At 59.7% G+C, this 21200-nt stretch carries 17 protein-coding genes; 3 read left to right on the top strand and 14 right to left on the bottom strand.

Translation table 11 applies throughout. The features are described 5' to 3' along the window. Window positions 1-16 precede the first annotated feature (16 nt). The 3 genes from FB593_RS24430 to FB593_RS24420 form a co-directional block, all read right to left on the bottom strand. The gene (locus FB593_RS24430) at window positions 17-1657 is read right to left on the bottom strand and encodes an ABC transporter substrate-binding protein (protein ID WP_003518100.1); all 1641 of its coding nucleotides are present in this window, start codon (window positions 1655-1657) and stop codon (window positions 17-19) included. Window positions 1658-1707: 50 nt separating this feature from the next. Beyond that, window positions 1708-2763 carry a dipeptidase gene (locus FB593_RS24425; RefSeq protein ID WP_003518101.1) on the bottom strand — a complete coding sequence of 352 codons (1056 nt, stop codon included), beginning with the start codon at window positions 2761-2763 and terminating at the stop codon, window positions 1708-1710. 205 nt (window positions 2764-2968) lie between these two features. Continuing rightward, a complete protein-coding gene (locus tag FB593_RS24420) occupies window positions 2969-3676 on the bottom strand; it encodes a phosphoribosyltransferase (RefSeq protein ID WP_065687468.1) in 708 nt (235 codons plus the stop codon). A gap of 208 nt (window positions 3677-3884) precedes the next feature. Between FB593_RS24420 and FB593_RS24415 the strand changes: the two genes are divergently transcribed. Next, window positions 3885-5057, top strand: coding sequence for a M20 aminoacylase family protein (locus tag FB593_RS24415; RefSeq protein ID WP_003518103.1), 1173 nt, complete (start codon window positions 3885-3887; stop codon window positions 5055-5057). 74 nt (window positions 5058-5131) lie between these two features. Here the strand turns inward: FB593_RS24415 and cml are convergent, their stop codons facing one another. From cml to FB593_RS24370, 9 genes are all read right to left on the bottom strand, one after another. Next, window positions 5132-6322 (bottom strand): CmlA/FloR family chloramphenicol efflux MFS transporter, encoded by a 1191-nt coding sequence (cml, locus tag FB593_RS24410; RefSeq protein ID WP_035200154.1) that lies wholly within the window; start codon window positions 6320-6322, stop codon window positions 5132-5134. Window positions 6323-6535: 213 nt separating this feature from the next. After that, window positions 6536-8329, bottom strand: coding sequence for an adenine deaminase (locus FB593_RS24405; protein ID WP_065687417.1), 1794 nt, complete (start codon window positions 8327-8329; stop codon window positions 6536-6538). Continuing rightward, a complete protein-coding gene (locus FB593_RS24400; RefSeq protein ID WP_065687418.1) occupies window positions 8326-9246 on the bottom strand; it encodes a nucleoside hydrolase in 921 nt (306 codons plus the stop codon). The genes FB593_RS24405 and FB593_RS24400 overlap by 4 nt, the downstream gene beginning before the upstream one ends. A 2-nt stretch (window positions 9247-9248) precedes the next feature. Continuing rightward, on the bottom strand, window positions 9249-10274 hold the full coding sequence (locus FB593_RS24395; RefSeq protein WP_035200151.1) for an ABC transporter ATP-binding protein: 1026 nt from the start codon (window positions 10272-10274) through the stop codon (window positions 9249-9251). Further along, window positions 10267-11046 (bottom strand): ABC transporter permease, encoded by a 780-nt coding sequence (locus tag FB593_RS24390; protein WP_145167155.1) that lies wholly within the window; start codon window positions 11044-11046, stop codon window positions 10267-10269. Before FB593_RS24390 ends, FB593_RS24395 begins: the two co-directional genes overlap by 8 nt. After that, entirely contained in the window at window positions 11043-11870 is an 828-nt protein-coding gene (locus tag FB593_RS24385) for an ABC transporter permease (RefSeq protein WP_003504739.1), read from the bottom strand. Before FB593_RS24385 ends, FB593_RS24390 begins: the two co-directional genes overlap by 4 nt. Window positions 11871-12039: 169 nt before the next feature. After that, complete coding sequence (locus tag FB593_RS24380) at window positions 12040-13062, bottom strand: ABC transporter substrate-binding protein (protein ID WP_003504736.1); 1023 nt, start codon at window positions 13060-13062, stop codon at window positions 12040-12042. After that, window positions 13059-14126, bottom strand: a complete 1068-nt coding sequence (locus tag FB593_RS24375; protein WP_060642890.1) for a LacI family DNA-binding transcriptional regulator — start codon at window positions 14124-14126, stop codon at window positions 13059-13061. Before FB593_RS24375 ends, FB593_RS24380 begins: the two co-directional genes overlap by 4 nt. Before the next feature lie 128 nt (window positions 14127-14254). Then, window positions 14255-15181, bottom strand: a complete 927-nt coding sequence (locus FB593_RS24370; protein WP_145167154.1) for a LysR family transcriptional regulator — start codon at window positions 15179-15181, stop codon at window positions 14255-14257. Between the two features lie 96 nt (window positions 15182-15277). On the opposite strand from FB593_RS24370, the gene FB593_RS24365 reads away from it, so the two are divergent. Further along, window positions 15278-16465, top strand: a complete 1188-nt coding sequence (locus FB593_RS24365; RefSeq protein WP_003518112.1) for an acyl-CoA dehydrogenase — start codon at window positions 15278-15280, stop codon at window positions 16463-16465. Window positions 16466-16553: 88 nt separating this feature from the next. On the opposite strand, the gene FB593_RS24360 is transcribed toward FB593_RS24365, so the two are convergent. Beyond that, entirely contained in the window at window positions 16554-18656 is a 2103-nt protein-coding gene (locus tag FB593_RS24360; RefSeq protein ID WP_065658489.1) for a TonB-dependent receptor, read from the bottom strand. Between the two features lie 271 nt (window positions 18657-18927). Here FB593_RS24360 and FB593_RS24355 point away from each other — a divergent pair, with 271 nt between their 5' ends. Beyond that, window positions 18928-19704, top strand: coding sequence for an IclR family transcriptional regulator (locus tag FB593_RS24355; RefSeq protein WP_065705812.1), 777 nt, complete (start codon window positions 18928-18930; stop codon window positions 19702-19704). A 2-nt stretch (window positions 19705-19706) separates the two neighbouring features. Here the strand turns inward: FB593_RS24355 and FB593_RS24350 are convergent, their stop codons facing one another. Continuing rightward, on the bottom strand, window positions 19707-21008 hold the full coding sequence (locus FB593_RS24350; protein ID WP_145167153.1) for an NtaA/DmoA family FMN-dependent monooxygenase: 1302 nt from the start codon (window positions 21006-21008) through the stop codon (window positions 19707-19709). Window positions 21009-21200 lie beyond the last annotated feature (192 nt).

Below are 21200 nucleotides of genomic sequence, written 5' to 3'. Positions count from 1 at the left end.
GACCGATCCTTCCGGATCATTCCTTGGAGATCGTATAGACATAGTTGGTGTCGAAGCTCGGGCCGAGCTTCAGGCCCTTGAGCTTCGCGGAGTATCCCGCCACTTCCGTCTGCTGGAAGATGATGACGAACGGGCCTTTTTCGAGAACTTCCTTCTGGAGGTTCTGATAGATGGCGGCGCGCTTGGCATTATCCTTTTCCAGAAGTGCCGACTGCGTTTCCTTCGTCAACTCCGGAACGTCCCAGGCGTTACGCCAGGCAAGCGTCTTGTTCTTGCCTTCTTCGGAGTTGTCGTAGTTGATCGTGAAGGTCTCGGCATTCGAGTTCGGGTCGAAATAGTCCGAACCCCACTGGCCGATGTAGATATCGTGCGTGCGGGCGCGATACTTGGTAAGCGTCTGCTTGCCGTCGCCGGGAATGATTTCCAGCTTGATGCCAGCCTGCGCCAGCGTCTGCTGTACGCTTTCGGCAATGCCGGTCACCGGCTGCGTGTTGCGCACATCCATGGTCACGGTGAAGCCGTCCTTCAGACCAGCCTTCGCCAGCAGTTCCTTGGCCTTGGCGACGTCGAGCTTGTATGGGTTCTCGTCAAGCGCGCCGAGCTGGCCCTTTGGCAGGAAGGTCTGGTGGATTTCGCCGATGCCCTTGATGATCGTCGCGCCGATCGCGTCGTAGTCGACGAGATATTTAAAGGCCTCGACGACCTCAGGCTTCTTCAGGTTCTCGTTCTTCTGGTTGAGGCTGAAGTAATAAACGGTGCCCTTGGGCGCGGAGGTGACGGCAAGGCCTTCCTTCTTGGAAACGGCTTCCATATCACCCGGCTCGAGGTTGCGGGCAACGTCGATATCACCGTTTTCAAGCGCCAGGCGCTGGCCGGAGCTTTCCTTCATGTGACGATAGACCACGCGCTTCAACTTCGGCTTCTCACCGTAATAGTTGGGGTTGGCCTCCAGAATGACGGCTTCGTTGGCCTTCCAGCCAAGGATCTTGTAGGGGCCGGAACCGGCATAACCTGTTTTCAGGAACGCATTGCCGAAATCGGTGTCGTATTTGTAATCGGCGCTCGGCGTGACGGGCTTGGCCTTTTCGGTTACCAGCTTCTTGTCGACAACTGCGGCAACGGTCGCGGTCAGAACGTTCAGCACGAAGCTTGGTGCGTAGGGCTTGTCGACCGTCAGTACGAAGGTGTTGGCATCCGTCGCTTTCGCCTTCTCAGTGACGTTGTCGCCCTTGAGACCGAACTGCGTCAGAAGGAATGCTGGCGACTTGTCGAGCTTGATGGCACGTTCAAAGGAAAAGGCAACATCATCTGCCGTCACCGGATTGCCGGAGGCGAATTTCAGGCCGGTCTTCAGCTTGAAGGTATAGGTGAGACCGTCTTCAGAGGTCGTCCAGCTCTCGGCCAGATCGCCGATCACCTTGGAGGTGTCGTTGAGATCGATGGAAACCAGCTTGCTGTAGGTGTTGCCAGTAACTTCAGCTGCCGACAGCTCGAATGCCTCACCCGGATCGAGCGTGATGATGTCGTCGATGGCGAAACCTTCAACCAGCGTATCGGCCGGCGTGGCGGCAAAAGCGTGCGGCGCAGACAGCATCATCAGCGACAGAGCAGCGCTGGTGCTGAGGATACGCATGGACTTGTTGAGCGATTTGATCATAGGATCTCCCCTTTTGTTATGAGATTGATTTAGTTCGCTTTTATTTGCCTTCAGGCCGGCTCGTGCCAGGCCTGGGATAGGACGCGCAGCCAGTTTTCCCGGCATATTTTAGCAAGTTCTCCATCACCGTAGCCCGCCGATTTCAGCGCCGCAACCAGATTGTGGTTGCCGCTGGCATCGGCAACGCCAACGGGTACCGTCGCGCCGTCGAAATCCGATCCGAGCGCCACGCAATCGACGCCCATACGCTCCACCATGTAGTCGATGTGGCGCACCATGTCGGAAAGCGGCGTGTCGGCAATGTCGCGCGCATCCGCCCGCAACATGGTGACCGCGTAGTTGAGGCCCACCAGACCGCCGCTCTCCTTGATGGCATCCATCTGCCGGTCAGTAAGATTGCGGGCGACGGGGGTGAGCGCATGTGCGTTGGAATGGCTGGCGATCAAAGGCTGGTTCGTGGTCTTCGCCACATCCCAGAAGCCCTTTTCGGTGATGTGGGCGAGATCGATGAGAATGCCGAGCCGGTTGCACTCCTTGACCAGCGCAAAACCGGCATCGGTAAGGCCGGGCGCGGTATCGGGCGACATTGGATAGGAGAAGGGAACGCCGTGACCGAAAATATTGTGCCGGCTCCAGACCGGACCGAGCGAGCGCAGGCCGGCGGCATAAAAAACCTCAAGCGCATCGAGATCGGCACCGATCGCCTCACAGCCTTCCATGTGCAGCACGGCCGCGAAAATATCCTCGGCAAAGGCCTTGCGGATATCGGCCGTCGAGCGGCAAAGGCGCCAGGCGCCGGCACGGTCAAGCCTGAGCGCGATCGCAGCCTTTTCCATCGCAATATCGAGCGAGGGCTGGCGTTCGAGCGGCGCCGCAAGCGGTGTATCGTAATGACCCTGCGCGTCCGGCTCCTGCAGGACCAGATCGCCGGAAGGAATGTAGATGGCGCAGATGCCGCCGCCGAGACCGCCTGCACGTGCACGCGGACCGTCGATATGGCCTTCGCGGGTGCCGTTCTTGAATTCAGCCACCGGATCGCCACCGGCCTTGCTGTTGCGCCACAACCGAAGCAGCACATCATTATGACCGTCGAACACTGCATGCATGTCAAGAAATTCCAGTAAGCGGCAAAACCAAAGGGGGCGGGCAGACGCCGGAATAACACCGCGCGAGAGCAAAACGGCGCATTTTTCGCCGACTGCTATAGTCTGTCAGAAACGATCTTAGGACGATCTCTCACGGCTCCGCAAGACGCAAATTAGGCAACGATGAAATTATCACCACTTGCCTTTTGCCGGGAATTGCGCAACGTCAAGCCTGCCAGCCGCCTTCGGCTTTTTTCAGCAGCGGCGTCGCGAAAACACCCCTCACCCGCTCCGGCCATTCCGGCCCGAAAGCAGCGATTTTTTGCACCCAGCGATCCGATTGCAGCATGGCAGCGCCGATTGCCACCGGCTTGATGCCGGATGAGGCGAGAAGCGAAAGACCTGAAATGATTGAGCTGCCGCTGGAGATGACATCGTCCACCAGCGCCACCCGCCTGCCCTCGATGAGGGGCAACATGCGCGGATCGATGTAAAGCCGTTTTTCCTGCTTGGTGGTGATGGAGGACATCGGCACCGACAGTTCCTCCAGATACCAGAATTTGCGCGAAGTGCCGAGCGGCACATATCGCGAATGGCCGAGGTGACGGGCAACGGCTGCGGCAAGCGTCAGCCCCAGAGTCGGCAGGCCGATCACGACATCTGGCTTGAGGGGGCGAAGCTTTTCCGCCAGGTCGGCGGCCAGCACTTCCAGCACGTCAAAAGAGGCCTGATTGACGATGAGCGAGGCGAGCGCATGTTCGCCATCCGCCAAGGACCGGATCGGCAGGCAGATCTGCCGCCCGTCATCCAGCTCCGCCGGAAAGAAAGCCGAATGCGGGCCTGTCGTATCGAACGAACGGGGCGGAAGAACATCCTGCCAGAACTCATGCGGCGCGGCGGGGGATGATGCGGCGGGCGATGCGGATTGCGGCATCGGTTTTCCTTTCAGAAGCGGGACGGCAAAAGCGGAAGCGATTTTCATCCGCGCCATCCCCGTTCGGCATATCAGGCATTTCGACAACCGCAGGCATGCGGCGGGTTCATTTCATTGGGTTTTTCAGCTAGAAGGAAACAAAGCAACAGGCATTCGGACAAGCCCACCTATGGCGTGGGTTTTCCCCATATTCAAGGACAAGCTACCCATGAGACTGCTGGACCGCATCGGCGAGGACCTGCCATTCCTGACGGAGCTTCGCCACGATCTCCACGCCCATCCGGAACTGGGCTTTGAAGAGGAGAGAACCAGCGCCATCGTCGCCGATCTTCTCGAAAGGGCGGGAGTGAAGGTGCATCGCGGCCTTGGCGGTACCGGCGTGGTCGGCACGCTGCAGGTGGGCAACGGCACCCGCAGTATCGGTCTTCGCGCCGACATGGATGCGCTGGCCATGCCGGAAATTCCCGACCGGCCCTATAAATCGAAGTTCCCCGGCAAGATGCATGCCTGCGGCCATGACGGCCACACCGCCATGCTGCTGGGCGCTGCGCGTTATCTCGCCAGTACCCGCGATTTTTCCGGCACCGTCCATTTCATCTTCCAGCCGGCCGAAGAAGGCCGTGGCGGCGCGAAAAAAATGGTTGAGGACGGGCTTTTCGACCTGTTTCCCTGCGATGCAGTTTATGGCCTGCACAACATGCCGGGGCTTGGCATTGACGAAATGGCCGTGGTGGAAGGACCGCAGCTTGCCTCTTCCGATAGCTGGCGCGTCACCTTCAGGGGCATCGGCACCCACGGCGCCAAGCCGCATCTCGGCCGCGATCCGGTAACGGCGGCGGGCACCTTCCTCGCTTCGCTGCAAAGCATCGTCGGCCGCGTCGTCGATCCGCTGCAACCTGCCGTCGTCAGCGCCTGCTCGGTGCAGGCGGGTGACCCCAAGGCGCTCAACGTCATTCCCGATCTCGTCGAAATCGGCGGCACCGCACGCGCCTACGCGCCTGAGGTGCGCAGCCAGCTTGAAACGGAAATCGGCAGGCTCGCCAAGGGTACGGCGGCGATGTTCGGCATCGAGGCAAGCTATGAATTCATCCGCCGCATTCCGCCCGTCATCAACGATGCCGATGCGACGAAACGGGCGCTGCGAGCCGCCAAGACCGTCTTCGGCAACAAATCCCGCACCGCCTTCCCGCCCTCGACCGCCGGCGACGACTTCGCCTTTTTCGCGGGCGAAGCCCCCGGCTGCTACGTCTGGCTCGGCAACGGCCCCGCGGTGGATGGCGCGCTGCACCACAACACCTCCTACGACTTCAACGACGCGGCAATCGTTCCCGGCGTCGCTTTCTGGGCAACACTGGTGGAGCAGGAACTGGCGGCGGAGTAAGGCCGAAAGCCACTTTTTGCATTCCCAAATCTGAAAAGCCGGGCAGCGGCAGACGCGCTGCCCGGCTTTCTCGCTCAGATATTCCGGCGGTTCAACAAATATAGCGCCGTCAGGACAAGGCAGGCCATGATCGATGAATAGGCGATCACCGGCCATGCCGCATCACCCGGCAGAATGACGACAGCCAAGGTGCCCGCTATTCCCACAAACAGACTTTGAATGCAGAAATAGAAGGCGACGGCTGTTCCAGCCATGTGCCCGAACTCCTCCAGCGCGCCATTGGCGGTGACTGAAACCGTAAAAACGATTCCGACCGCCATGACCCACATCGGTACGATAAACGTCAAAAATGACGGAACCGCCCCGACTTCACCTGCAGTGAACAGAAACGCCCCCACGAACAACAGGGCCATGCCCCTCACGAGACTGCCCTGCACACCCCATCTGGCAACGAAAAACTTCGCAAAACGGGTGGTAACGATCATTGCGATTGCGACGGTTGCAAAAGCCAGGCTGAACTCCACCTCGGAGAGACCTGCCCTGCCGATCATGACGAGCGGAGCGGTGGAGAAGAATACGAAAAACGTTCCCATGGCAGTGCTGAACCCAAGCGTATAGGTCCAGAAGCGACCACTGCCCAACATGCGCAAAGGCGATAGGCGTGACATCGTTGCCGTCGCCGGTCGGGTTTCGCTCCAGTTCATCCCTGCGGCAACCGTCGCAATGAAAGCTGCCGCGCCCAGGGTGACGAAGATGGCACGCCAGCCGAATTCATTGGCGATGACCGCCCCGACAATCGGACCGAGTGCCGGGACGAATGCGAGAATGGAGCTGAACGTTCCGTATATCGTCGTTGCTTCCGGACGATCCGCATAGACGTCGCGAACGGTGGCGAAAGTGGCGACCAATGCCGCCGCCGCTCCAGCCGACTGAAGGAACCGGAAAACGATAAAGGCGCTCGCCGTTGTCACAGCTGCGAGGCAGAACGAGGCCACGACGAACAGCAGGGCACCGCCGATCAAGACGGGCCGGCGACCGATGCGGTCGGAGATGGGGCCAAACACGATTTGCCCAAGGCCGAGCATCACCATGTAAACGGTGAGCGTGAGTTGAACCACCACCGGTGTCGTGCCGAGGGCTTCCGGCATGATGGGGACGACCGGCAGGTAAATATCCATGGCCAGCGAGGCGAGAATATCAAAGGGAGCCATCAGCAGCATTGCTGCCAACAGCGATCTCCCCCAAACGGGAGTTGGAATAGACATTAGAATTGATCCGCTCAAATGAGGACATTTGGCGGCGTCTGCCCGAAGAAACAGGGATCGCTCGACAGAACGCCGCAACAACGAAATATCGTCGTTGCGGCTTACTTATCTGATGACTTCGAGGCACCCATGTTCAACATCCATATAGAGCGACAGGTAAACAGGGGTTGGATTTAGCAATATGCCGGCTTTTTGGCAACGCTCGACCCTGGTTTACCCCACCACCGCAAGCACCGGGCTTTCCATCACCCGTCCCGTCAACACATCGGCAATGCCCATATCTGTCTGGTGAGGACCGATGTTGCAGGCGAGCGTGGCGCCGAAGCAGGCTTTGAAGACCAGATAGGGTGGCTGCCAATCGACCACCTTGCCGACAGCGGCGCGCAATTCCTCGAAAGCCTGTGCTACGTCTTCAAGCGGCGCATCGGAAACGAGGCCTGAGAGCGGCAGGGGTAGAAGCGCGGTCACCTTACCCTCAGAGGCGACAGCCATGCCGCCGCCTGTCGCAATCACCGCATTGGCGGCCAGCGCCATGTCTTCGGCATTACCGCCGAAGACAGTGAGGTTGTGGCTGTCATGCGAGACGGTGGTGGCGAAGGCGCCGTTCCAGCGTCCCCAGCCGGTAAGGAAGCCGGTCCTGGTAACTGGCTCGGCCTTGCCGTGGCGGTGGGTGACGGAAATCATCGTGGCGCCTTCGGGGGGAACGACGAAACCATCCTTCACCTCGGCTTCCGCCTCGCCCCATTGCGTGAAGCGTGGGCGGTCGATGGTGGCAAGGCGCACCCTTGCGCCCTCGCAGGCAACCCGGAAATCATCGGCTGCGCGCAGCGGCAGCTTCATCGAGCCTTCGAGCGCCGCCGCATCGCAGGCTGGAATGTCGACGAGCATATGCCCGGCTTCCGCAACCGCCCTGCCACCGGCCAAGACATGACGGGGTGAAAAACCACTCAAATCCTCGAAAACGACGATATCGGCACGGCGACCGGCGGCGATGAGGCCGAGATCGGCACGGCCAAGCCTTTGCGCAGCATTCAGTGTTGCGGCGCGCAGCGCCCATTCCGGTTTCAGGCCATAACGGACAAGGCGGCGCACCACATCATCCAGCCCGCCGCCCCGCAACAGATCGTCCGGGAAAACATCGTCAGTGCAGAGCGTCAGCGTCTGCGGCAGGTGGCCGAGCGCATTCAGCGCCTCCACAAATTCCGGCAGCAGATGATCGTGCGAGCCGCGCAGCTCGATGGTCAACCCCGCCCGAAGCTTCGCCATCAGGTCTTCAGCCGAGACCAGCTCGTGATCGGAAGAAACACCGGCCACCATGAAGGCGTTGAGATCGGCGTCCTTCAGGCCGCGCGCATGGCCACAGATGAGCTTTTCCGAGACAAGACCGGCCTGTACGATGCCGCTCATCCGTGGATCGCGGTCGATGACGCCGCGCATGTTCATGATTTCCGCAACCCCGCCAATCTGCGGCCACGACAGGATATCAGCGAGAATTCCGGCATCGAAATCAGCGCCGCCGCGCTCCAGACCCGGTGCTGATGGCACTGAGGAGGGTGCAAGCAGAATGGCGCGCAGCGGCAGGTTTTCGATGGATTTCGCCGCCCAGAGAACCCCTTCGACACCATGGACATTGCCGAATTCATGCGGGTCCCAGACGATAGTGGTGACGCCGCGGGCAACGACTGCTGCCGCATAGGCAGCGGGCGTTATCATCGAGCTTTCGATGTGCATATGCGTGTCGATCAGGCCGGGCGAGACAAAGGCGCCCGACGCGTCGACGAGCTGCGCTGCATCGCTGCGGCTTGCCGGTTCGTGAACGCTGGCGATTAGCGGACCGACAATGCCGATATCAGCGGCGCGAAGCTCCCCCGTCACCACATCCACCAGCGTTCCGCCAGTAATGAGAACATCGAAAGCCGCATCGCCGCGCGCAGCGGCAACCGCGCGGGCGCGCAGCGCATCGTCGTTGAGATCGACCGGCTCGCGTATCGGGGATTGTGCACTCATCGGGCAGCCTCGCGGCGCAACGCCTCGAGAACCGCAGCCTTTGCCGCTTCGGCATTCACGGTGTCGGCGAAATGCGCGTTGAAGGCGGCAACCTTGTCGGCACGCGGCTCAACCACCGTTCGCCCGCGCGTTAGCGCCGCGTGAAGCTCGACATCGATCCGCGTGTGGCGCCAGCCAAGCAGCTCGGAGGTGAAGCCGACAGCGGCAACGGGATCGTAAAGCGCCATGGCCGGTCTGCCGCGTCTCGTGGCGATGCCGATGAAACCTTCCAGCAGGTCGGCAATCAGGCCGGCGTTTTTGCCGCCAGCATTTCGGATCGGCAGCACATCGGCTGGCGAGGCGGTGACCTTGCGGCAGGCGTCCAGATCGACCATGCGCAGCGGCAGGCCGTGGGAAAGCACGATGGCCAGCGCTTCCGGATCGGCAAAGGCGTTGAATTCGGCAGATGCGGTGTGGTTGCCGCTCGTCACGCCGCCACCCATCCAGGTCAGATCGGAAATTTTCGCGGCAAGATCGGGCAGGGCAAGGCAAAGGGCGGCGATATTGGTAAGCGGGCCGAGCGCGAGGATGCGCTTTTCGCCTGCCCCCTCAAGCCAGCCGCACAGCGCAGTGAAAGCGTCGCTTTGCGGCAGAGCGGGGGCATCCGGCAGGCTACGGCCGACGGTCGGAATGCCGCTGTCACCCAGAATGCATTGTGCGGTTTCGAGCGCGCCAAGGACGGGTTTGGCACGGCCCTGATGGAGCGGCATGGACCAGCCGAAGGCGGCGACCGCGCCTGCGGCGTTGCTGCAGACAACATCCAGCGTCGCATTGCCGAAGACCAGCGAAATGCCGTCTATGGCAAGGCCTGCCGATTGCACCACCATGATGGCGGCGATATCGTCAAAGCCCATATCAGTATCGATCCACACACCCATGATCAGCCAAACACCTTGAGGCTTGCCGCCTTTTCGACCGGAAGGTCGAAGGCGAGCGTATCACCGATCGTATGGGCGGTCAGCGCAGCATCGGTCTCCGCCTTGATGGGACCAAGCAGCGTATCCAGCAGGTACTCACGGGTATTTCCGGCAAAGGATGTGCCGCGCACGGTTCCCTGGAAAGGACCTGAACCAAGGGTGACCATGCGCGGCCGCCAGGCCAGTCCAGATGCTGAAGGGACTGGTCCGGTAAGCGGTGTTATGCCGTTTTCGGTTTTCAACGCGCCGCCTTCCAGCGCGAAGATGTTTTCAAAGCCGACGAAATCCGCCACGAAGGCGGAAACCGGCGCATTGTAGATCTCTTCCGGTGTACCGATCTGCTCAATCTTGCCGCCCTTCATGACGACAATACGGTCGGCCAATGCGAGCGCCTCGATCTGGTCATGGGTGACGAAGATCATCGTCACACCGGTTTCCTTCTGCACGCGCTGCAATTCGGTGCGCATTTCAAGCCTGAGGCGCGCATCAAGGTTGGAGAGCGGCTCGTCGAGCAGCAGCACCTTCGGCTCCATGACCATGGAGCGCGCCAGCGCCACGCGCTGCTGCTGGCCGCCGGAAAGCTCGGCCGGCTTGCGCGATGCGAAGTTCGACAATCCCACGGACTTCAGGCCGGAGGCGACCTTGTCATCAAGCGCCTTGCCGTTCATGCCCTTGAGTTTCAGGCCGAAGGCGACGTTTTCGTAAACCGTCAGGTGCGGAAACAGCGCATAGGACTGAAACACCAGCCCCACGGCGCGCTTGTTGGCGGCGACGCGGGTGATATCGGCGCCGTCGAGATCGATGCGCCCGCCCGCCACCGGCATCAGCCCGGCAATGGCGCGCATCGTGGTGGTCTTGCCACAGCCGGAAGGACCGAGCAGCGCGAGAAGTTCACCCTTGCGGATATCGAGGTCGAGATCCTTGACGGCGATGCTGTTGCCGTAGGCGAGCGAGACTTTTTGGAGCGAAAGGTAATTTGCGTCAGACATAACGGGAGAACCCCAGAAAACGTTCGGCCAGGAAGACGATGCCGATGGAAAGGAAGGCGAGCAGCGATGAGAGTGCGGCGACAGACGGATCGAAAACGATCTCCATGTAGCCTAGCATGTCGATGGGCAGCGTGCGCACGCCCGGACCCGACAGGAACAGCGACACGGGCACCTGATTGAAACTCGTCACGAAACCGAGGATGAAGGCCGACAGGATACCACCGCGAATATTGGGCAGCACCACACGGAAAAATGCGCCAAACCGCGACGAGCCGAGCAGCACCGCCGCCGCCTCGATATCCGAACGCAGATTGTTGAGGCTGGCCGAAACCACCCGTACCGCATAGGGCAGGATGAGCGCCGTGTGCGCGAGAAACAGGGCAAGCGTGATGCCGATGCCGAAGGGCACGACGAAATAGCGCAGCAGCGCCAGACCGACGATGATACCCGGCACGATGATCGGCGCCGAAACGATCGTGCGCACGGTTTCCGCAAAGGGCAGCTTGTAGCGCGACATGGCATAGGACGCGGGAATACCGAGGACGAGCGCCGTGAATGTGCCGCCGATGGCGAGGAACATCGACATCGCGAAGCTTTCACGGAAACTTTCGACGGTGAAGACCTTCGCGATCCATTTCAGTGAAAAGCCCTGCGGCGGAAAGGCGAGCGTGTCGCCGGCCGAAAATGAGGCCGCAACGATGATGAGGAACGGCCCGATCAGGAAGCCGACAACGAGCAGGAGCGTGAGCGGAATGAAGAGCTGCCGGGTCATTTCTTGTTCCTTGCGGTGGCGATGCGCTTCAGCAGGATATTGGCGGCAAAGCTCATGACGATCAGGATGAAGGCGATGACGCTGGCGGCGACGAAATTGTTGGAGACCGTCACCTGCTGATAGAGCAGGGTTTCCAGCATCAGCACCTTGGAGCCGCCGAGAATGGCCGGCGTGATATAGGCCGTGAGCGAACCGGTGAACACCAGCGTGCCGCCGACAACAAGCCCCTCCTTGGTGAGCGGCAGGATGACCTTCCAGAACACCTGCAGCCAGTTTGCGCCGAGAACGCGGGCGGCTGCGATCGTATCCTTGGGCATATTCTCCAGCGCACTGATGAGGGAAATGATCATCAATGGCAGGAACAATTGCAGAAGGCCGATGAAAACAGCCGTTTCGGAAAACAGTATACGGATCGGCGCATCGCTCAGTCCTACCGCCTGAAGCGCCTGGTTGACGATGCCGGTTCTGCCGAGAATGACGATCCAGGCATAGGTGCGGGCAACCGGCGAGATCATCAGCGGCAAGACGACCAGATTGACGACATGTCCTTTCGCGCCCTGCGACAGATTGACGATGGCGAAAGCCGCCGCATAACCCACCACCGCAGATACGATGGTGACAAGCGCGCCAAGCTTCAGGGTGCGCAGGAAAACCGCCCTGTTCAGCGGATCGGAGAAGAAATCGGCGTAAGCGGACAATGTCCAGCCGTCAGTGGTGTGAAAGCCTTCCGACAGGAGCATGAAGACCGGCACAAGAAAGACCGCCGCCGCGAAAATAGCGGCGGGCAAGGCAAGCGCCAGCGCTTCGGCCCGGTTCTGAAACATCGCTTTATTCCCCGAACGGCCTGCGGCCGATTGTTACTGCAAGCGGCCAGGGCCAGCTTGCGGAATTGAGAGGTGGAAAAGCGGTCAGGGGACGACCAAACCGCTTTTCCGGGAATGGAGCCGCCCTTTCGGACGTTTTAAATGCCCCATTCCAAACCTTGATAAGGACTTACTGACCGACCTTGGCGTTCCACTCCGACAGCCACTTGTCACGGTTGTCGAGCGTCACGGCGGAAGGAATGAGCTGCAGGCTTTTTGCGGTTTCGTCCCCATAGGTGATATTGTTCGCCACCTCGTCGGACACCTTGACTTCCTTGTTGGTCGGGCTGTCCACGAGCTTTTCGGCCAGCGCCTTCTGAACGTCGGTCGAGAGCCAGAAATCCATGAACTGCAGCGCCAGATCTTCGTTCTTCGTGCCCTTTGGCACCACGAGCACGTTCATGCCGCCGGTCTGGCCTTCCTTGGGGGTTGCCCAGGCAAGCGGCAGATCGAGCTTGGTAAAGGGCGCCCAGGAGAAGCGGCCGATGGGGGCGGCCCAGATTTCTTCCTGCTGCATGAGCTGCACCAGCTGCGACGATTTCACGTAGAACGTGACGATATCGTCCTTCTTTTCGCCCACGGCTTCGATAGCGCCAGCAAGATCAGGCGTATCCTTGCCGATGGCCTTGCCCAGCATGTAAAGCGCCGGCGGGCCCTGATTGGTAGTGACATTCGGGAAAGCGACGTGGTCGACGATACCGTCCTTCAAAAGATCGGCCCAGCTATCGATCTTCATCTTGTCTGTGCGGTAAACGATTGACGTGGCGTAGAAGTTGACGCCAACGCTCATGCCGTCGCCATTCGGATCCTTGGCGATATCATAGAGCTTGCCGATATTCGGCACCTTGGCGGCATCGATCTTCTGGATCAGGTCCTTGCGGGTGGCGGAAAGCGCATCCGCCATGGAAACAATGGCGAGATCGACCACCGGATTGGCCTTGTTGGCCTCCATCTTGGCGAGGCGCTCAACGCTGTTGCCGGTCTCGACGACCAGCTTGCAGCCGCATTGCTTTTCGAACGGTGTATAGACCAGTTCCTTGAATTCGTCCTGCGCGAAGGCGTAGACCGAGATCGTCAGCGTCTTGTCCTGCGCCTGCGCGGCACCCATCGTCAGCATCAGGGCGGTGCCCGATGCAAGAATGATTTTTTTCATGGTGTGAGTTCTCCTGCTGTCGTGTTTTTGGCTTCAATCGCATCATGCTTTTTTTCGCCGGTGGAGCCGCGCATGATCAGCGCCATCGGTACTTTCGAGATTTCTGCCGTGACCTCGGCAGCTATGCCGTTTTCGAAGCCCGCCTCGCCATCGATCGCGCGCAACAGCGCATCCACGGCCAGATCGGCGATGCGGCGCATATCCATGCGCATCGTCGTCAGCGGCGGCGTCACAACGGCGGAGAAAATCAGATCGTCGAAGCCGGTGACACTCGCCTCTTCCGGCACCTCGATGCCCTCGCGCTGCAATTCAGTGAGCGCGCGCAACGCATGCAGGTCGGATACGGCAGCAAAGGCAGTGAAACCATCCCTCACCTTTTCGGTAAGGCCGAGACGGCAACCCGCACCATCCGCCTTTTCAATGGCGTCCACCCACAGCGTTTCCGTGACGCAGGCCTTGCCCAGACCATCGCGAATGCCGCCGAGTCGGTCGTTCTGCACATTTGAGTCGCGGTTCTTGCCGATCAGCACCACCTTGTCGTGTCCGAGGGCTGAGAGATATTCGCCGATCTGCCGGCCGCCATCCCAGTGGTCAGCGGCTACCGTGTTTCCGGGCGTCGAGGGGCTGTCGATCACCGCCACCGGGCAATCGACATCCGCGATACGCGTGCCGCGGCGGGGAACGACGACCATGCCATCCACTCCACGCTCGATCAGCCGGTTGATGGCGTCCGTCTGCATGGCGATCTCGCCGCGCGAGTCGGCGATCAAAACACCATAACCGGCATTGACGGCTGCCTTTTCGATGGCCTGCGCGATCTGTGGGAAGAGTGGATTGGCGATATCCGGCAGCACCAGCCCGAGAACTCCTGACCTGCCGGTGCGCAGCGCCCTGCCCGCCGAACTCGGCACATAACCAAGTTCGCTTGCGGTCTTGCGGATGCGCTCCACCAGTTCCGGCGAAACACGGCCCTTGCCTGACAGCGCATTGGACACGGTTGCAACCGACACGCCGAGTGCCGCTGCTATCGCGCTCAGATTGGTGGCAGGCCGTGAAGACGCCATGATGGTCCGAAAGGGCTGATTAAACGTTTAATCACGATAATCGACCAAAACCGTCCTGTCGAGTCCGGCCAGAGACAAAACCGGGCAAAAATCGAGGCACGAACTCTAAATGCCCGAAAAAAGTGCGCTTATTTTTCCAGTGGCAGATTGCCAGCCGCACGATAGGCCTCCGCCTGCCGTACCAGCCAGTCGCGAAACAGCACGACTGGAACGTGGTTGGCACGGGATAGCGGCGCGACCGCATAATAGGAACTCGGGCTTTTGGCCTGATGATCGTAGGCTTTCACCAGTTGCCGCGATTTCAGTTCGTTATCGATCAGGAAAAGCGGCATCAAAGCCACGCCAAGTCCGGCTATACAGGCCTGCGCCACGCTGGAAAACTGCTCGAACCGCATGCCCTGCGGCAAGGCAAGCGAATGGCCGAGACTCTCGAACCAGTGGCTCCAGGCACCAGGCCGCGAGGCCATGTGCAGCAGAGGCAGGCCGGCAATATCCTCACCCTTTTCGACCGGATGCGCCTTCAGGAATTCGGGGCTGCATACCGGCGCAACCATCTCATGCATCAGAAAGGTGCTTTCCGCTCCCGGCCAATCCGCCTGCCCGATGTGGATCGCCATATCCAGTTGCTCACGCTCGAAGTCGAACTGGCCGATGCGGGTGGCGAAATTAATGGTGATTTCCGGATGACTGGAGACGAAATCAGGAATGCGCGGCAGAAGCCAGCGGGTGCCGAATGTCGGCAGCATCGCTAGATTGAGCGTATTGCCATGCGTTTTGGTCATGATCTGCAACGAGGCGGCACGTATCTCGCCAAGGGCTGTGGCAATCGATTTCGCGTAAGCGCCACCCTCGGTCGTCAGTGACACCCCACGCGCGCCGCGCTCGAACAGGCGCACGCCAAGCTGTTCTTCCAGTGACATAACCTGACGGCTGATCGCCCCTTGCGTCAAGGCAAGTTCATCGGCAGCGGCTGAAAAGCTGCCAAGCCGGGCAACGGAATCAAAGGCGGCAAGCGCACTGGTGGAGGGCAGGAGTTTGCGGCTGAGAGACGTCATGAGCCATTACTATATGTAATGCAAAAATGAGTAAACATGGCTTGTGCCATCAGGGGCTAACACGAATAATCCGGCCAGCAAATCCGGAGGCACACAGTGAGCGAACGCGCAGCATTCAATTGGCAGGACCCTTTTCTGCTGGAAGACCAACTGACCGACGACGAGCGGATGATCCGCGACGCCGCCGCAGCCTTCGGCAAATCGGAACTTATGCCGCGTGTGTCCGAGGCCTATCTTTCTGAGACCACCGAACCGGAACTGTTCCGCCTGATGGGCCGCACCGGCCTTCTGGGCGTCACCCTGCCGGAAGAATATGGCGCCGCAAATGCCAGCTACGTGGCCTATGGTCTCGTGGCCCGCGAGGTGGAGCGGATCGACAGCGGTTATCGCTCGATGATGAGCGTGCAGTCCTCGCTCGTCATCCATCCGATCTTCGCTTATGGCTCGGACGAACAGAAGAAGAAATACCTGCCCGGCCTCGTCTCCGGCGAACTGATCGGCTGTTTCGGCCTGACCGAACCGGATGCCGGCTCCGATCCGGGCGGAATGAAGACCCGCGCCGAAAAGATCGCCGGCGGATATCGCCTGCGTGGTTCGAAAATGTGGATTTCCAATGCGCCAATCGCCGATGTCTTCGTCGTCTGGGCGAAATCCGAAGCCCACGACAACCAGATTCGCGGCTTCGTGCTGGAAAAAGGCATGAAGGGTCTGTCTGCACCGAAGATCGGCGGCAAGCTTTCGCTGCGCGCCTCCATAACAGGCGAGATCGTCATGGATGGAGTGGAAGTGGGCGAAGATGCGCTGCTTCCGAATGTTTCCGGCCTGAAAGGCCCGTTCGGCTGCCTCAACCGCGCCCGCTACGGCATTTCCTGGGGCGTGATGGGCGCTGCGGAAGATTGCTGGTTCCGCGCCCTGCAATATGGTCTCGACCGCAAGCAGTTCGGCAAGCCGCTGGCCGGCATGCAGCTTTACCAGAAAAAGCTCGCCGACATGCAGACCGAGATCGCTCTCGGCCTCCAGGCATCGCTGCGCGTCGGCCGCCTGATGGACGAGCACAAAATGGCGCCGGAAATGATCTCCATCATCAAGCGCAACAATTGCGGCAAGGCGCTGGATATCGCCCGCCAGGCCCGCGACATGCACGGCGGCAACGGTATCCAGATCGAGTACCACGTGATGCGCCACGCCCAGAACCTCGAAACGGTAAACACCTACGAGGGCACGCACGACGTTCACGCGCTGATCCTCGGCCGGGCGCAGACGGGCATTCAGGCGTTTTTCTAAGACCTTCTCCGCATCATTTCCTTCATGAAAAAAAGGCCTTCGAAAATCAATTCGAAGGCCTTTTTACTTTTCCGGTTCAGGCAATCGCTTAGAACGTGCCTCTGACACCAATGCCGAACATGCGCGGTTCGGTCATGCTGGCCTCGATGCCGCCAATGCCGCGGTTCTGCTGCATATAGGTCGGCGCACGCTCGTCGAAGACGTTCTTCACGTAAGCGTAGACCTCCATCTCCTCCTGGAACTTGTAGCTCGCACGCACATCGGCGATGGTGTAGGGGTCGATCGCATAGGCAGCCGTGTTGGCCGTATCGGAATAATAACCGTCGATATGACGCACCTGACCCGAGACGGTGAACTTGTCGGTCACATCCCAGCTTGCCCCGATGCTGAACATGTAACCAGGCGATTTCGCGAATTCATTGCCTGCATAGCTGGCATTGCTGGAAATCTGGTCGATTTCGGTCTTCAGCACGCCGGCACTTGCCTTCAGCGTCAGATTGTCGAGAACCTGATAATCGGCGCCGATTTCCAGACCATAGGCATGCGCTTTCTGCGCATTGATGGTGTAGGATTGAGTAATGCCTGACGAGATAACGACCGGAATATTGTACTGGGCGTTCTTGTAATCCATGTAGAACAGGTTGCTGTTGAGCGTCAGCCTGTCATCCAGCAACTTCGCGCGCGTGTAGAGTTCGTAGTTCCAGATGGTTTCCTTCTCGAAGGGCAACCATTGGCCGGACGAGATGTTCAGCGATATGCCGCCGGGATTGTAACCACGGCTGATCATGCCGCCAACGGTCCAGTCATCGTTGATCGCATAGGCAAGCGAGGCCTTGGGAAGCAATTCGGAAAAGGTCTCGTCAAAATCAACCGCGACGTTGGAATAGACGGAGCGGCCCGCGCGCTGAATACGATCGGTCTGGTAACGCAGGCCGCCGGTAAGCGTCCACTGGTCGGTCAGACGGTAGCTCAACTCGCTGAAAATGCCGAGATTGTCCTTGGTATCGTCAAATGTCGAAAGGGTTCTTCTGTTTGCCGGGTTCAGAAGATAGAGAATTTCATCGGCCTGCGTATGGGCGTAATAGATGCCCGCGACGCCACTCAGAACGTCTTCCTGGTCACCGAAGGTCACACGGGTCTCGTGGGACACATTCTTCTGATCGATATTGGCGTCGCCATTATTGACCACACCCACCCTGCGGCGCGCATCCGAAGCGGAAAATTGGGTCTGGTTGAAGAGTTTTACGCCGTTTTCAAAGTCGTAATTGATGTCGAGAATGCCGGTGTGGGTATTCTGGCTCCAGCTCGGCATGGTGGTGGTGACGTGGTTGAGATCCTCGAAAGGACGCGACGCCGCTTCCTGGCTCGGCCGGTTGGCGGCGTTATAGGAATAGGTCAGCTTGGTCGTCAGGCCCGGAATTTCCGGCGGTTCCCACAGAAGCTTGAAACGCGCGTTGAATTCCTTGAAATCCTGGTTGGTGCCTGCGTGGGCAAAACCGGAATTGATGTAATCGATAAAGGTATCGCGACCCGAATAATCGATTGCCAGACGCGCCGCCAGCTCGTCTTCGATCAACGGGCCTGAGACCGCAAAGGACGCCCGCTTCTGGTGATAATTCCCGATTTCGGCCTGATAGCTTGCTTCCGGCGTAAACGTCGGGTCCTTGGTATTGACGAGAATGGCGCCGGCAATGGCGTTAGCGCCCTGCGATGTGGTCTGCGGCCCACGGAAGACCTCGATGCTTTCGACATCCCAGATGGACGTCGCGCCATAGATGAACTCGTTATAACCGAGATAGTGACCATCGACATTGATCGTGGCGCGCGGCACGGTGCCGGCGAAGAACGCCGTTGCTCCGGTGTTCGGTCCCTGCGTGTCGAGACCGCGAATGATCGGGGCGCTGACATTGTCGGTATAAACAACGTTTGGAATGTCCTTGATCGCGTCTGAGACGGTTGGATCGCCGGTCTTTTCCTTTTTCAGTTCATCGCTGGATTTGACCGAGACGGAAGACGCCGTGTTCTTCATGTCGCGCGCGACTTTTTCGCCGGTCACCACAATCGGCTTGAGAACGGTCGTTCCCGAGGCCTCGGCCTGTTGCTCCTGGGCGAAAATCGGCGTCACAAACAGGGCGGCCAGCGTCAAAACGCTGACCCCGCCCATCAAACGGCCGCTAGAACGAAACCCCATAACACACCCCTAATAAACATGAGTATCAAAGTCATATTCAAGTAACGGAAGCGTTATCCGTTTCGCAATAGAGAATGCGTTCCGTATTGTGGACGGATAGGGTTCCGTAACGGGATGTGCCATATTTACAACAAAGTTTATCGACTGGCCGTTGTCATGTAACTCCCCGCCTCAAGGGGAAGGCGTTGAAATAACTCAGAAATCGATTCCGATTTCCGGTCGGATGCGCTAGGCATGTTCACGACATAAATCGGGGAGCGACTTGGACGCCATGGATGACGAGCCGGACAATCTGCCTGAAAACGACGGAGAGAAGCGCTCTGCCCTCATTCAGTCGGTCTCTATTGCTGCCCGTTTTCTCGACCTTCTGGCAAAATCGGACGGGGCGCTTGCACTGGGCGAACTCGCCAAACGCGCCGGCACAGGCCGTTCCACAGCTCATCGTTACCTGCAAAGCCTCGTGCGGGAAGGACTGGTGGCACAGGACCCTGCAACCGGCAGCTACGACCTCGGCCCAACCGCGCTCTCGATAGGCGTCAGCGCGCTCAGACGAATCAATCCGGTCGAAACCGCCGGTCGACAGATGAAAGCACTGGCCTCGCAGATCGGCGCCAGTTGCGGCGTGGCGATCTGGACCGATCGCGGCCCGACCGTGGTGCAGTGGCACAGGAGTGCCAGCTTCTCCATCAGCACCGTGGCGCTGGGGGATGTTCTACCGCTGGATAACAGCGCCTGCGGGCTGCTTTTTCAGGCTTATCTGCCACCGGATAGGACAGCGCCGGTGCGCAAGCTGCAGCCGCCCGCCTTTCGCGGGTCCCGCCCAGACGCTAAAGTCCTGCACGCCATTCGTGAGACAGGCGGGGCGGAACTCAACGAACACCTGTTCTCCGCCCTAACCGGCAAGGCCGCCCCGGTTTTCGACGCACAGGGCGAAATCTGTTGCGTCGTCACCACCGTTTCTTTCCTCGCGACCGCCGAGACCGAGCGGCACTTTCCGCAGCTTCTTGAAGCGGCCGGAAAGGCGACGGCAGAATCCGGCGGCTCGTAAACCTATCCGGCCAGGTGGTCGGCGAAGGTGCTGCCGGAATAGGCGGTGCGGAAGAGCCCGGCATCACCGAGCCTCGGAAGCAGCCGCTCCAGCACCAGCCGCATCGACGCGACCGAACCGCCAGGCACCGCGACAAAGCCGTCTATCGCGCCGGCCGCCACCCATTCGCGGATGCTTTCAAAAGCATCCTCAACCGTGCCGATGATCTGCCAATGGCCCGACCCCATCACTTCCGGTCGCCGCAACAATTCGGCAACGCTCAGCGTTTCCCGTTCGATCAGTCGGCGGAGCAAATTGGCATGGGTGCGGCTTCTCGGTGTCTCGGGCGGCGGCGGCAAGTCAGAAGGGGTGACGATCCGCGTGAGCGACCAGTCGGAAAGGTCAAGACCCGTCAGATTTTGAATGGATGCAAATATGCGGCCATGGTTGGCCCTTGCGTGGGTCTCCGCAAACAGCTCCAGCGCCTCGTTCTTGGTGTCCGCCAGATAAAGACTGAGACCCGGCATCAGCTTCACCACATCCGGTGAGCGCCCATGCCGCTCCGCTCTTTGCCGCAAATCCGCCCGAAGTTCGATTGCCGCCTGCATATCCGGCGTCGAGGCAAAGACCGCATCCGCAACGGAGGCTGCGAAATCGCGGCCTTCGGGGGAAGCCCCAGCCTGCACCAGTGGAATACGGCTGGAATGGGCCGGCAGGTTGAGCGGGCCTTTGACGCTGAAGTGCTCTCCTTCATGCGCGATTGGCTGGACCAGCGACGAATCTGCAAAACGCCCGCTCTCTTTGTCCAGCTTCAGCGCCTCGTTGGGAAAGCTCGCCCAGAGCTGCTGTACTACCTGCGTGAACTCGGCGGCGCGTTCATAGCGCTCCTGTGGCGACGGCATTTCTTTCAGGCCGAAATTTTCGTGGCCGTCCAGCGCCGTGACGATGTTCCATCCTGCCCGGCCATTGCTCAACCAGTTCAGCGATTGCAGTTGGCGGGCAACCACATAAGGCGGCAGGAATGTCGTCGAAACCGTGGATAACAGGCCGACATGGCTGGTCTCCCGAGCGATGGCGGCCAGAAGCATGGTCGGGTCCATACTCGCAAATCCGCCGCCGGTCTCCAGCCCCTCGGTGCGCAGAAACAACGTGTCGGGCCGGAAGACAAAATCCACGTGCGCAGCCTCGGCGCGCTTTGCAAGATCGACGAAATAATCGCTGGAGAAAACCCCGTCTATACCGCTGTCTTGACGCCGCCATGCCTCGCCGCTGAGCCAGGTTGGCGCCAGCGACATGCCGACGTGAAGCTTGAGCGCGACTGACATGAAACACCTCGAATGAAAAAATCATCACGAAATCCGCGATGTGAATCGGCAAATTTCGATTTGTGGAGAATTTTACTATAGTTTAGTGTCGCTTCAAGACCAGCCTGTCGCGCTTGCCGGTACAGAACCCGATTTCCGCAAGTTTGATACGTGAATTCAACAGCTTAGGTAGGACGTGCGTCGAGTCGACGC

Origin of the sequence: Rhizobium sp. SJZ105 (assembly GCF_007828365.1) — a bacterium.
Lineage (GTDB): Bacteria > Pseudomonadota > Alphaproteobacteria > Rhizobiales > Rhizobiaceae > Agrobacterium > Agrobacterium tumefaciens.
This window is presented reverse-complemented; position numbering and strand designations above follow the sequence as displayed.